This is a genomic window from Dactylosporangium sp. CA-139066 (assembly GCF_050936175.1).
Taxonomy (GTDB): domain Bacteria; phylum Actinomycetota; class Actinomycetes; order Mycobacteriales; family Micromonosporaceae; genus Dactylosporangium.
In genome coordinates this window covers 6,770,166-6,783,647 of record NZ_JBNJNH010000001.1, presented here as the reverse complement: position 1 = coordinate 6,783,647, position 13,482 = coordinate 6,770,166, and the positions used below count along the sequence as shown (strand labels likewise).

The 13,482-nt window shown below is 72.8% G+C and carries 9 protein-coding genes; 2 read left to right on the top strand and 7 right to left on the bottom strand.

Annotated features, from left to right (window positions below):
* Positions 1-22: 22 nt before the first annotated feature.
* Positions 23-712 carry an ABC transporter ATP-binding protein gene (locus ACQEVU_RS31115; RefSeq protein WP_433329771.1) on the top strand — a complete coding sequence of 230 codons (690 nt, stop codon included), beginning with the start codon at positions 23-25 and terminating at the stop codon, positions 710-712.
* Complete coding sequence (locus ACQEVU_RS31110; RefSeq protein WP_433329769.1) at positions 712-2,472, top strand: FtsX-like permease family protein; 1,761 nt, start codon at positions 712-714, stop codon at positions 2,470-2,472. Before ACQEVU_RS31115 ends, ACQEVU_RS31110 begins: the two co-directional genes overlap by 1 nt.
* Here the strand turns inward: ACQEVU_RS31110 and ACQEVU_RS31105 are convergent.
* From ACQEVU_RS31105 to ACQEVU_RS31075, 7 genes are all read right to left on the bottom strand, one after another.
* Positions 2,469-3,047, bottom strand: coding sequence for a hypothetical protein (locus tag ACQEVU_RS31105; RefSeq protein ID WP_433329767.1), 579 nt, complete (start codon positions 3,045-3,047; stop codon positions 2,469-2,471). The genes ACQEVU_RS31110 and ACQEVU_RS31105 overlap by 4 nt on opposite strands.
* Before the next feature lie 116 nt (positions 3,048-3,163).
* Positions 3,164-4,798, bottom strand: a complete 1,635-nt coding sequence (gene pgi / locus ACQEVU_RS31100) for a glucose-6-phosphate isomerase (protein ID WP_433329765.1) — start codon at positions 4,796-4,798, stop codon at positions 3,164-3,166.
* A 109-nt stretch (positions 4,799-4,907) separates the two neighbouring features.
* Positions 4,908-5,807 carry a sulfite exporter TauE/SafE family protein gene (locus tag ACQEVU_RS31095; RefSeq protein WP_433329763.1) on the bottom strand — a complete coding sequence of 300 codons (900 nt, stop codon included), beginning with the start codon at positions 5,805-5,807 and terminating at the stop codon, positions 4,908-4,910.
* A gap of 584 nt (positions 5,808-6,391) precedes the next feature.
* Positions 6,392-8,878, bottom strand: coding sequence for a DNA gyrase/topoisomerase IV subunit A (locus tag ACQEVU_RS31090; protein WP_433329761.1), 2,487 nt, complete (start codon positions 8,876-8,878; stop codon positions 6,392-6,394).
* Between the two features lie 26 nt (positions 8,879-8,904).
* Positions 8,905-10,962, bottom strand: a complete 2,058-nt coding sequence (locus ACQEVU_RS31085) for a DNA gyrase/topoisomerase IV subunit B (protein ID WP_433329759.1) — start codon at positions 10,960-10,962, stop codon at positions 8,905-8,907.
* A gap of 454 nt (positions 10,963-11,416) precedes the next feature.
* Positions 11,417-12,037 carry a hypothetical protein gene (locus ACQEVU_RS31080; RefSeq protein WP_433329757.1) on the bottom strand — a complete coding sequence of 207 codons (621 nt, stop codon included), beginning with the start codon at positions 12,035-12,037 and terminating at the stop codon, positions 11,417-11,419.
* Positions 12,038-12,750: 713 nt separating this feature from the next.
* A complete protein-coding gene (locus tag ACQEVU_RS31075) occupies positions 12,751-13,305 on the bottom strand; it encodes a hypothetical protein (protein ID WP_433329755.1) in 555 nt (184 codons plus the stop codon).
* Positions 13,306-13,482: the final 177 nt, after the last annotated feature.

Genomic DNA, 13,482 nt, shown 5'->3' with positions numbered 1-13,482 from the left:
GAACAGTCAGCACAGTGGACCGATGCTGTCGGCGCGGCGGCTGTCGCGGCGGTACGGCAGCGACGACGGCCTGGTCCGCGCCGTCGACGACGTCGACCTCGACGTGCCCGCCGGGCGGGCCGTGGCGGTCATGGGCCCCAGCGGCTGCGGCAAGTCGACCCTGCTGCAGCTGCTCGGCGGGCTGCAGCGGCCCAGCGGCGGCGAGGTGTGGCTGGCCGGCCGGCGCATCGACACCATGAGCGAGCGGGCCCTGGCCCGGCTGCGCCGCGACAGCATCGGCTTCGTCTTCCAGGCCTTCCATCTCATGGACGAGCTCACCGCCGTGGAGAACGTCGAGCTCGCGGCGCTGCTGGCCGGCCGCTCGCCGGGCCGGGCCCGCAGGCGGGCGATGTACCTGCTGGACCGGGTGGGGCTGGCCGACCGGGCGCGGCACCTGCCCTCGGAGCTGTCCGGCGGCCAGCGGCAGCGGGTCGCGATCGCCCGCGCCCTGACCAACGAGCCCCTCGTCGTGCTCGCCGACGAGCCCACCGGCAACCTCGACACCGCCGCCACCCTGGAGGTGCTGCGGCTGTTCGAGGAGCTGCGGGCGGCCGGGCAGACCCTCGTCGTCGTCACCCACGACGCCCGCATCGCCGCCGTCGCCGACCAGGTCGTCTCGATGCGCGACGGCGCGTTCGCCGACGCCACGACCTTCGCCGGGGACCGGCGCTGATGGCCGGGCGGCTGCGGCTCGTCCTCCGGCTGCTGCTGCGGGACCTGCGCCGGCGGCCCACCGAGACCGTCCTGCTGCTCGTGGCCATCGCCGCCGCCACCGGCACGCTGACCCTCGGGCTGGCGCTGGACGACGTGGCGGCCCGGCCGTACGAGCAGACCCGCAGCCTCACCGCGGGACCGGACGTGGTCCTCACGCCCCGCCTCACCGGCGACGACGCCCTCGCCCAGCTCGCCGCGGCGGCCGGGGCGGACGGCGTGGCCGCGCACAGCGGGCCGTTCCCGATCGCCTTCGTCACCATGACCGCCGCCGGCAAGAAGGCCCACACCGTCGTCGAGGGCCGCGACGGTACCCCCGTCGCCGTCGACCGGCCGGCGCTCACCGACGGCGGCTGGGTCCGGCCCGGCGGCGTCGTCGTCGAGCGCGCCTTCGCCGACGCCCTCGGCGTGCGCGTCGGCGACACCGTCGCCATCGAGGGCCGCGACCTGCGGGTGCTCGGCATCGCCGTCACCGCCGCCCGGCCCAACTACCCGTACGCCGGCTGGCACCACCCCGGCAGCGTCCTCGTCGAGCGCGGGGGACTGGTCTGGGTCGACACCGCCGACCTCGCCGCGCTCACCGGCGGGCGGCCCCTGCAGTACGAGCTCAACCTCCGCCTCACCGACCGGCAGGCCGCCGCCGCGTACCTGCCCGGCGACGAGCAGCGCACCTGGCTGTCGATCGCCGACTCCGACGCCCGGCTCTACCTGGCCGCGCGCACGGCCCTGCTGATCGGCGCCTGGCTGCTCGCCGCGCTCGCCCTCGCCGGCGTCGCCGGGATCGTCGCCGGCCGGGTCGTCGCCCGCCGCCGCCGGGTCGGGCTGCTCAAGGCCGTCGGCGCCGGCCCGGCCATGATCGCCGTGGTGCACCTCGCCGAGTACCTCGTGATCGGCCTCGCCGCCGGCGGCGCCGGCCTGACCGCCGGCTGGTTCGCCGCGCCCGTGCTCGTGCGCCCCGGCGCCGGGCTCGTCGGCTCCACCGCCGGGCACCCGCCCGCGCTGCGCACCGCGGTCGCCGCCGTCGCGCTCGCCCTGGGCATCGCGGTCGCCGCCACCATCGCGCCGGTGATCCGGGCCGCGGTCACCAGCACCGTCGACGCCCTCGCCGACGCGCCCGCCCCGCCGCGCCGCCGGGACGGCCGGATCCGGCTCTCGCGGCGCCTGCCGACCGCCGTGCTGCTCGGCCTGCGCCTCAACGCCCGCCGCCCGCGCCGCGCCCGCCTCGTCACGTTCAACACCCTGGTCACCACGACCGCGCTCGTCGCGATCCTCATCGTGCAGTCGCAGGCCGAGCCGTTCGACCTCGGGTACACCGAGCTGGTCAACCCCCGCGTGGAGCGGGGCAGGCAGGCGCTGCTCGTGCTCACCGTGACCCTGTGCGTCCTCGCGCTCGTCAACACCGCCGTCAACACGTGGACCGCGGTCCTCGACGCCCGCCGGCCGCTCGCCGTCGCCCGTACCCTGGGCGCCACCCCCGGCCAGGCCGCGGCGAGCATCGTGGTCGCCCAGCTGCTGCCGGCCGTGCCCGGGATGGCCGGCGGGACCGTGACCGGGGTGGTGCTGGCCTGGCTCGCCCGGCCCGGCCCCGGCGGGTTCGACTTCCCGCCCGGCCCGTGGCTGCTAGCCGCCGCGCTCGGGATGCTGCTCGCGATCGCCGCGATGGCCGCGGTACCGGCGCTGGTCGTCGCCCGCCGCCCGGTCGCCGGCGCGCTGTCCGGTTAGGACCGCCGGCGCCGCGGCGGCGGCACGCCCAGCAGCGGCAGCTTCCACAGCGACACGTCGGGGGACTGGCCCGACAGGATCAGCAGCCGGCGCATGCTCAGGCGCACGATGTGGTACGACACGATGAACAGCCAGGCGGCGAGGGGCAGCTCGATCAGCAGGGCGGTCGCCAGGCTCACCCAGCGGTCGTGCCCGGACGCGGTCACCATGTCGAACCACGCGTCGCAGGCCAGCAGCGTGCCGCTGACGACCGCGGCCAGGATCATGATCTGGCGGCGGCGCAGCGCGGCCCACGCGGTCACGGCGAGCGCGGCGCCGAGCACGAGGTCGAAGCCGACCCACGTCAGCCGCCAGTGCCCGGCGAGGTACCGCGGGGGCAGCGTCACCGCCAGCGCGATCACCCACGGGATCATCAGCACGCTCGCGACGCCGATGATGATGACGAACCGGCGGCGGGCACGCTCCGCCATTGCCGGCTCGCGGCGCGTCACCGGCGGGGTCAGGTCGGCGAGCCGCCGCGCCAGGTCGGCCCGCTCCTGTGGGTCCAGCGCGCGCAGCTCGGCGTCCGCGATCACGGATCGACCCTACGTCGCGCGGGGGGCGCGTGCGCGGCGCGAGCCGGGTAGTCCCAGCGATCTCTGAGCCAACCCCGCGCGGGCCGGGCACCCCGGCCCGCGCGAGGGACGATCGCTCAGCGCCCGCGCAGGGCCCGGTAGCGGCCGACGAGGGACGCCGTGGAGGAGTCCAGGGCCGAAAGGTCCGGGCTGTCCGAGGTCAGCGCCGGCTCGATCCGCTTGGCCAGGACCTTGCCCAGCTCCACGCCCCACTGGTCGAACGAGTCGATGTCCCAGATCGCGCCCTGGACGAAGACCTTGTGCTCGTACAGCGCGATGAGCTGGCCCAGCACCCCCGGGGTGAGCTCGTCGGCGAGGATCGTCGTCGTCGGCCGGTCGCCGGCGAACGTGCGGTGCGGCACCTCCGCCTCGGCCACGCCCTCCGCGGCGACCTGCTCCGCGGACTTGCCGAACGCCAGCGCCTGGCCCTGCGCGAACAGGTTGGCCATGAGCAGGTCGTGCTGCGCGGCGAACGGGCCGAGCTCGGCGACCGGCTTGGCGAACCCGATCAGGTCGGCCGGGATGAGCGTGGTGCCCTGGTGGATCAGCTGGTAGTACGCGTGCTGGCCGTTGGTGCCGGGCGTGCCCCACACGACCGGGCCCGTCGCCCACTCGACCGGCCGGCCCTCGCGGTCGACGGACTTGCCGTTGGACTCCATGTCGAGCTGCTGCAGGTACGCCGTGAACCGCGACAGATAGTGGCTGTACGGCAGCACGGCGTGGGTCTGGGCGTCGTGGAAGTTGCGGTACCAGATCCCGAGCAGGCCGAGCAGCAGCGGCGCGTTCGCCTCCGGCGGCGCCGTGCGGAAGTGCTCGTCCATGCGCCGGAACCCGTCGAGCATCGCCCGGAACCCGTCCGGCCCCAGCGCGATCATGAGCGACAGGCCGATCGCCGAGTCGTAGGAGTAGCGGCCGCCGACCCAGTCCCAGAACTCGAACATGTTCGTCGTGTCGATGCCGAACTTGGCGACCTCGGTCGCGTTCGTCGACACGGCCACGAAGTGCTTGGCCACCGCCGAGTCGTCGCCGAGCGCGCCGACCAGCCACGCGCGGGCCGCGGTCGCGTTGGTGATCGTCTCGATCGTCGTGAACGTCTTGGACGACACGATGAACAGCGTCCGCGCCGGGTCCGCGTCGCGGACCGCCTCGTGCAGGTCGGCCCCGTCGACGTTGGACACGAACTTGAACGTCAGCGATCGGTCGGTGAACGCGCGCAGCGCCTCGTACGCCATCGCCGGGCCCAGGTCGGAGCCGCCGATGCCGATGTTGATGACGGTCGTGATCCGCTCGCCGGTGTGCCCGGTCCACTCCCCGGAGCGGATCCGGTCGGCGAACGCCGCCATCCGGTCGAGCACCGCGTGCACCTTCGGCACCACGTTCTCGCCGTCGACGATCACCTCGGCATCGCGCGGGGCCCGCAGCGCCGTGTGCAGCACCGCCCGGTGCTCCGTGAAGTTGATCTTCTCCCCGCGGAACATCGCGTCGCGCAGGTCGAACACGCCGCGCGCCGCCGCCAGCTCGAGCAGCAGCTGCAGGGTCTCGTCGGTGACGAGGTGCTTGCCGTAGTCGAGGTAGAGGTCGCCGGCCTGCAGGCTGTAGCGGCCGCCCCGGTCGGGGTCATCGGCGAACAGGTCGCGCAGGTGCACCTCGCCGAGCTCCGCGCGGTGCTTGACCAGCGCGAGCCACTCGGGCAGATGGTTGAGCCGAGGCATCAGGAAACTCCTAGCGAGTCAGCGTGGACCACTCCACTCGCTGATTCTGCCCCTTTCGCATTCGTCTCGTCGTCGGTGTCCCGATGCCGCGCCCGCGCCATGCACGCGCTCAGGCGGTGAGGACCTGCCCGTTCGCGTCGGTCTTGTCCTCGGCGTGCCGATTCCGGGCCCGCCGCCGCAGCCCCTGCAGCGTGAGCCCGGCCGTCGCGGCCGCGGCCAGCGTCAGCACGATTGCCGTCGGTACGTCGAACAGCTTCAACGCGCTCGCAATGAGCACGACGATCAGGGCACCCCGTACCACTGCGGCCGGCGCCCGCGACGACAGCCGCGCCCCGATCAGCACGCCCGGCACCGACCCGACGAGCACGGCGGCGGCGAGGTCGAGCTTCAGGTCCCCGAACAGCGCATGCCCGAGCGCCGCCGAGAACACCAGCGGGATGGCCTGCACCAGGTCGGTCCCGACGAGGTCGCTGGGCCGCAGCGCCGGGTACAGCGCGAGCAGGATCACGATGATCAGCGACCCCGACCCGACGGACGTCATCCCGACGACGAGCCCGCCGACGGCTCCCAGCAGCAGGGTCGGCACGGGCCGCACGACGATCGGCTTCGCCTCGCCGGCGCTGCCGCCGGGGTCCCGCCGGTACGCCTTCACGACCAGCCCCACGACGGCCAGCATCAACGCGCACCCGAGCGCGATCCGCACCACGTCCTGGACCCGGTCGCCGTTGCCGAGGGCCCGCATGAGCAGCACGCCCGCGAACGCGCTGGGCACGCTGCCCAGGCACAGCCAGCGCACGAGCGCCCAGTTCACGGTCTTGCGGCGGGCGTGCACGAAGCCGCCGAACGGCTTCATGACGGCGCTGGCCGCGAGGTCGCTGGAGACGGCGGCGAGCGGGGGCACCCCGAAGAACAGCACGAGGACCGGCGTCATGAGTGCGCCACCCCCCATGCCGGTGAGCCCCACGATGACCCCGACACCGAGCCCGGCGAAGGCGAGCAGTGGATCCATTCGCAGAAGTCTGCCGCCTCATCTCGAGTTTGTCCACTAACTAAGTCGACAATACTGGAAATGTAGGCTTCGAATCACTCCGCTGTGTCACCAGATATCCGAAATATCGGTCTAAACCGGCGGCGCTTCGCGGAGCCCGGTCACCGCGGACATGCCAAGTTTTCGATGCGGGCCGCGACTCTAGGGCGGCGCCTTCGCCCGGTCGTGCCTGCCCAGGTTCGCGCGAAGCGCGGAAGCGGGCCGGCGGTGCTCGTTCACCGCCACCACGCCAGACTTCGCCGCGGGCCGCGGACTCGAACGCTCGCCGTCGGCGCGGCCTCCGTTGGAGAAACCCTCGGGACGTCGACTGGCTCAGTCTTGCGGTGTCCCGCCCGCGCGCACGGTCTCGTTGCGACGGAACCAGTTGCGCTCGGTCCGAGTTGTCCCGGGCCGAGCGCTGAACTGTCTCGCCCGGGCGGCCGGAACTGTCTCGCCCGGGCGGCCGGAACTGTCTCGCCCGGGCGGCCGCGACCTTGCCGGCTGCCCGGCGCCGGGGCCGGTGCGCGCCCGGCCGGGTCGGGGCCGGGCGCTCGCCGGAGTGCAGGTCAGCTGCGCTCGACCTGGTGGCCGATCAGCTCGGGGGCGCGCAGCTGGGCGCCGGAGCCGTCGCGGCGGCTGTCCGGGGCCGGCAGGTCCCGGGGGTCGCCCTTCGACGACGCGGCGACCGGGCGCGGGCCGATCCAGGCCAGCACCAGGTGGGACTCGCCCTTCAGGAAGCGCTGGGCGCGGACGCCGCCCGTGGCGCGGCCCTTGGCCGGGTACAGGCGCAGGGGGGTGACCTTCGCGTTGCCCATCGTGGCGGTGACCACCATCGGCTCGCCGTGCTGGGGATCCTGCGTGGTGATGGCGCCGAAGAAGATGGCCTCCGCCTCGGGGGCCAGGCTGATGCCGGCCATGCCGCCGCCCTTGAGGCCCTGGGGACGTACCAGGGAGGCGGGGAAGCGCAGCAGCGACGCGTCGCTGCTCACGAACGCGAGGGTTTCGGCGCCGTCGGTGAGCCACGTGGCGCCGATGACCTCGTCGCCGTCGCGCAGGCCGATGACCTCGAACTCGTCGGCGCGCACCGGCCACTCCGGGGCGCAGATCTTCACCTGGCCGGCGCGGGTGCCCAGGGCCAGGCCCGGTGAGCCCGAGTCGCGGTCGGCGAGGGGCGCCAGGCCGACGACCGTCTCGCCCTTCTCCAGGGAGACGAGCTCCGCCGTCGACATGCCGCCGCGCAGGGAGACCGTGCCGGGCTGCTCGGGCAGGACCGGCAGGGGCAGGACGTCGACCTTGAACGCGCGGCCGCGGCTGGTGATGAGCAGGACCTGGCCGCGGGCCGTGGTGTGCACGACCGCGCGGACGGTGTCGTGCTTGTCGCGGCCGGCCTTGCGGCTGCCCTCGGGGGCCTCCTCGGACTCCGCGGCGGTGCGGGCGACCAGGCCGGTCGCCGACAGCAGCACCTGGCACGGGTCGTCGGTCACCTCGAGCGGGCCGGCCGGGACCGAGGCGGCGAGGACCTCCTTGAGGTCGCCGTCGATGAGCGTGGTGCGCCGCGGCTGGCCGTGCTCCTTGACCACGGCGGCCAGCTCGTCGGAGACGACCTTCTTGAGGACCTTGTCGTCCTCGAGGATCCGGCTGAGCTCGGCGATCTCCTCGTTGAGGCGCTGCTGCTCGGCCTCGAGCTCGATGCGGTCGTAGCGGGTGAGGCGGCGCAGCGGCGTGTCGAGGATGTAGGTGGCCTGGATGTCGGTCAGGCCGAACTCGCTCATCAGGCCGGCCTTCGCCGCGGCCGCGTTGTCGCTGTCGCGGATCAGGGCGATCACCCGGTCGATGTCGAGCAGGGCGATGAGCAGGCCGTCGACGAGGTGCAGGCGGTCCTGGCGCTTCTTGCGGCGGAACTCGGTGCGCCGGGTCACCACCTGGTAGCGGTGCGCGAGGAACACCTCCAGCAGCGCCTTGAGCCCCAGCGTCTGCGGCTGGCCGTCGACCAGGACCAGGTTGTTGACGCCGAAGGACTGCTCGAGCGGGGTGAGCCGATAGAGGTCGGCGAGCAGGGCCTGCGGGTTGACGCCGACCTTGCACTCGATGACCAGGCGGGTGCCGTTCTCACGGTCGGTGAGGTCCTTGACGTCGGCGATGCCCTGCAGGCGCTTGGTCTTGTTGACCTCGTCGGTGATCTTCTCGATGACCTTCTCGGCGCCGATGCCGTAGGGCAGCTCGGTCACCGTGATCGCCTGCCGGCCCCGGCTGCCCTCCAGCAGCCCGATCTCGACCCGCCCGCGCATGCGCACGACGCCGCGGCCGGTCTCGTAGGCGCGGCGGACCTCGTCCAGGCCCAGCAGCAGCCCGCCGGTCGGCAGGTCGGGGCCCGGCACGAACTCCATGAGCTTGTCCAGCGTGGCCGTCGGGTGGTTGATCAGCCAGCGGGCGGCGGCCACCGTCTCGGCCAGGTTGTGCGGGATCATGTTGGTGGCCATGCCGACCGCGATGCCGGACGAGCCGTTGACGAGCAGGTTGGGGAACGCCGCCGGCAGCACCGACGGCTCGTCGAGCGAGCCGTCGTAGTTGGGCCGGAAGTCGACCGTGCCCTCGTCGAGCTCGCCGACGAGCAGCATCGCCTCGCGCGACATCCGGGCCTCGGTGTAACGGGAGGCGGCCGGGCCGTCGTCGGGGGAGCCGAAGTTGCCGTGCCCGTCGATGAGCGGCACGTTGAGGGAGAAGTCCTGCGCCATGCGGACCATGGCGTCGTAGATCGCGCTGTCGCCGTGCGGGTGGTACTTACCCATGACGTCACCGACGACCCGGGAGGACTTCACGTGCCCCCGGTCGGGGCGGTGCCCCTGCTCGTTCATCGAGAACAGGATCCGGCGGTGGACCGGCTTGAGGCCGTCCCGGGCGTCCGGCAGCGCCCGCGAGTGGATGACCGAGTAGGCGTACTCCAGATAGGAGTCCTCGACCTCGGTCGTCAGCGGGTTGTTGAGCACCCGCGCGCCCGCCTGATCGAAAGCGGACAGGTCGGCCTTGACCGTCTTGGTGGTCCTGCGTGCCATGGTGAGTTGGTGGCCTTCCGGTCGTCTCAGGCGTCGATGGTCTCTTGGTCGACCCGCGCCGCGGAGTCGATCAGCCAGTTGCGGCGGGGCTCGACCCGCTCGCCCATGAGCAGCTCGAGGACCTCCTCCGCGGCCTCGACGTCGTCCAGCGTGATGCGCCGCACCGCCCGGGTCGCCGGGTTCATCGTCGTGTCCCACAGCTCGTCGGCGTCCATCTCGCCCAGACCCTTGAACCGGGGGATCGGCGTGACGACCTGCTTGCCGGCCTTCTCCAGCCGGGCCACGGTGCTCGTCATCTCCTGCTGCGTATAGGTGTAGATCGTCTCCGAGTTGCGGCCCTTGGTGACGATCTTGTGCAGCGGCGGGACGGCGGCGTAGAGCCGGCCGTCGGCGATCGCCGGCCGCATGTACTTGGCGAACAGCGTGATCAGCAGCGTGCGGATGTGCGAGCCGTCGACGTCGGCGTCGGCCATGATCAGAATCCGCCCGTAGCGCATGGCGTCGAGGTCGAACGTGCGCCCCGAGCCGGCCCCGAGCACCTGCACGATCGCCGAGCACTCGGCGTTGTCGAGCACCTGCTGGATGTTGGCCTTCTGCACGTTGAGGATCTTGCCGCGGATCGGCAGCAGCGCCTGATACTCCGAGGAGCGCGCCATGCGGGCCGTGCCCAGGGCGCTGTCGCCCTCGACGATGAACAGCTCGCTGCGCTGCACCCCGGTCGAGCGGCAGTCGACCAGCTTCGCCGGCATCGACGCGCCCTCCAGGGCCGTCTTGCGCCGCGCCGCGTCCTTCTGCTGCTTCTGGGTGAGCCGCACCCGGGCCGCGTCGACGATCTTCTGCAGCACGGTGCGCGCCTCGACCTTGGTCTTGCGCGCCTCGATCCAGGCCTTGAGGTGCTGCTCGACGACCTGCTGCACGACCCGCGTCACCGGGGCGGTGGACAGCTCGTCCTTGGTCTGAGAGGTGAACTGCGGCTCGGGGATGCGCACGTGGATGACCGCGGTCATGCCCTCGAGCACGTCGTCGAGCGTCGGCAGATCCTCCTTGGGCCGCAGCAGGCCGCGGGTATTGCGGATCGCCTCGGTCAGGGCCCGCAGCGCGCCGCGCTCGAAGCCGCGCCGGTGCGTGCCGCCGTGCACGTTGCGGATGGTGTTGGTGAACGACTCGACGACCCGGTCGTAGCCGGTGCCCCAGCGCAGCGCGATCTCGACCTCGGCGCGGCGCTCGACGTTGGCCTTCATGACGCCGTTCTCGTCGGCGGCATTTTCCTTGTACTGCCCCTCGCCGTTGATGAGCAGCGTCCCGCACACCGGCTTGTCGCCGCTCGGCGCCAGGAACTCCACCATGTCGGACAGGCCGTTGGGGTAGTGGTAGGTCTCGGTCGTGATCGAGCCCTGGGTCGCGTCCTTGAGCACGTACGTCACGCCCGGCACCAGGAACGCGGTGTTGCGCAGCTTGGCCCGCACCGCCTCCGGGTCCAGCGCCGCGCCCGACTCGAAGTAGCGCGGGTCGTGCCAGTAGCGCGTCGAGGTGCCCGTCGCCGAGCCGCGCTTCATCCGGCCCTGCACGTTGAGCCCGCCGCGGCGGGTGAACTTCGCCGAGGCGCCCGCCCCGTCGAACTCGCCCGGCACGCCGTGCTGGAACGCCATGTGGTGGACCTTGCCGTCACGGCGCACCGTCACGTCGTAGCGCGTGGACAGCGCATTGACCGCGGACGCGCCGACGCCGTGCAGGCCGCCCGAGGTCTTGTACCCCGACCCGCCGAACTTCCCGCCGGCGTGCAGCCGGGTCAGCACCAGCTCGACCCCGGACATCCCCGACTTGGCATGGACGTCGACAGGGATGCCCCGCCCGTCGTCATCGACCTGGACCGAACCGTCGGCGTGCAGCGTCACCTCGACCCGGGTGGCGTGCCCGGCGATGCCCTCGTCGGTGGAGTTGTCCACGATCTCGTTGAACAGGTGCGCGACGCCCCGGCTGTCGGTCGAGCCGATGTACATGCCCGGGCGCTTGCGGACGGCGTCGAGCCCTTCGAGGAGCGTGAGGTCGTCTGCCCCGTAGAAGGTCTCGGGTTGTGCGGTCAACTCGACTCTCTCCAATGGTCCTGGGTCCCCTGTGCTGCCCGCGAGCGTAGCCCCAGGGTCTGACATTTTTGTGGCACCCTCGCCGCGTGTGGTGCCCGGCGCGCCGCAATTGCGAAACCCCGAGCCGCGGCCGGCCCCGCTCAGAAACCTCGACGAGGCGCGGCGCGGCATCGAACACATGTACAGCGACATGACATACTACTTCGCGCCGATCCGGAACAAGTCGAGCGCCGCGCAGTACGTGCCGACGATCCAGCCGGACGCCGTCATCGCCGATGGGCTTGGGAGGGCTTCAGGGTCGCCAAGGGCGGCGTGGCCGCCGACTCTGTCGCCGCTGTCGCCGACGGCGCCGCTGTCGCCGACGGCGCCCAAGCCACCGCGCGCAGCGTCGGCGAGCGGTGATCGCCGGTGTCGGCGCCGGGCCCCCGACCTGTTGGCGGCCCGGTAGCCCGGGTCAGATGTTGAAGGCGGCGCGCCCGGCGCTGAACTCCCGCAACGCGGCCAGGATCTCGTCCTCGGAGCGGTCGGCGAAGTTCAGCGTCGCGGTGAACCCGGAGCCGTAGAACAGCTTGAGCGCGGCGGAATCGATCGCGGTGAACGCGCCGAGGCTGCCTTCGACGCGGGGATCCCGCGGCCGTACGACCACCATCTTCTCCAGCCCCCACCGCCGCCGCCGGATCTCGGCCACGCCCTCCCACGGCAGCCAGATCGCCTGCCCTCGCGTCGGCCGCGTCTTGATCCACAGCCCGGCGGGCGAGGCGGCGAGCACCGGTCCGCCGGAGGACACGAGGACGATCTGCAGCGTCAGTACCGCACCGAGAACGACCGTCAGGCACCCCATCAATGCCACGAGCGCAACAATGTCGCCGCTGGTGTGGCTGGGCCCGTCGGCGGTCAGCAGCAGCGTGGCCGGGCAGCCGATGACGAGCAGGATCACCAGGACGAACGGCACCAGAACCAGGGCCCGCTTGAACGCGCTCGGCCGGGCCACGAACGGCAGGTTCTCGGGAATCCGCCGCGTCACCGGCATCCCCGGCGCGCCGAAGCCCCCACCGACCCCCAGCGCCGAACCCATCGGCGGCGGCAGATGCGAACCAGGCAGCGCCGGCGACCCGGCAGGCGGCAACTGCCAGCCGGGCGGAGGTGGCAACGGCGACCCCGGCGGCACTGGCCCGGGCGGCACTGAACCAGGCGGCACTGAACCGGGCGACGGAGGCGGCGGCGACCCGGGCGGCGCCGCGCCGGGCGGCATTGAGCTAGGCGGCGGAGGCGGCGACCCGGGCGGCACTGAGCCCGGCGACCCAGGCGGCGGAGGCGGCGAACCCGGCGACGGAGGCGGCGGCCCGGGCGGCACTGAACCGGCTGGCGGCGCTGAGCCGGGCGGCGGAGGCACCGGCGGGCCTGAGTGCGGGGCGGACGGTGAGGGCGACGGCGAGCCCGGCGGCCCGGGATGCGGCACGGGCGGAAGCGGGGGATGGGTCGGCCGGTTCCAGACCGGGGGACGCGGCCCGCTGGCCGGTCCGGGCGAGGGCGAGTCGTCGCTCACGGCGACACCTTACGACGCGCCCCGACGCTCGTCACGGCCCAGTCAACCGGTCAGTCACCCTAATAATACGAAATTTCCGACATATCTGGACGCGCCAGCGTCCGGATATGTCGGATCTGCGACGGCTCCCCCACAGCTCGGTGGCCACGCCCGGCTCGCCCCGGGAGCGTGACGCCGGGGAGGCTACGTCTCGCTGTTTCGCGGAGTCGGGAGCGCAGAACGCAACGCCGGCGGAGCGAGCGTCACGGGCCGCCGGTGCGTTCTACCCAGGACTTGTACGGGCGGTTCGGGTCGTAGCCGGCGTCCATGTAGTACTCGCGCAGGTCGGCGCGGAGCATGAACACCGAGACGAAGACCAGCAGGATCGCGGCCAGCAGGCCCGCGATGCCGTGGGGGTTGGTGTACCAGGAGGGGACGGCCTCGGCGTACTCGGCCTTGAGCGCGTCCGGCTCGTTGCCCGTGGGGGCGACCGCCCACTCCGGGCCGCCGACCAGGAAGCACAGCGTCGCCAGGGCGATCAGCGGGCCGGCGATGAAGACAGCCATGCGGACCTTGGCCGACGGGCGGCGCATGAAGAGCAGGATCACGGCCATCACGATCACCGAGCCGGCGGCGACCGTCAGGTTGCTCGTCATGTCGGCGCGGACCTGGGTGACCTGGCCCTGCGAGATCATGCGCCAGTGCATCTGGTTGAAGTGGATGAGCGCGGCGGCCGACAGCGCCGTGTCGGCCGCGAGCAGCGCCGTGGCGCCGGCGAGCGACCAGTGCACCAGCCGGACCTGCGTGGACACGCGCATGCGGCAGCCTCCCCCGAGTCGCGTACACCGTAGTACGCCCCGGCGCTCGCGCGCTAACCCATTGGACCGGGCTCACCGGGGCGTGCCAGCATCGGGCGCATGACGCAGCGGTACAGCCGGATGACGGGGCCCCTCCAGGGGTCCTCCGGCGTGCGCTGACCACCACGACCAACCGGG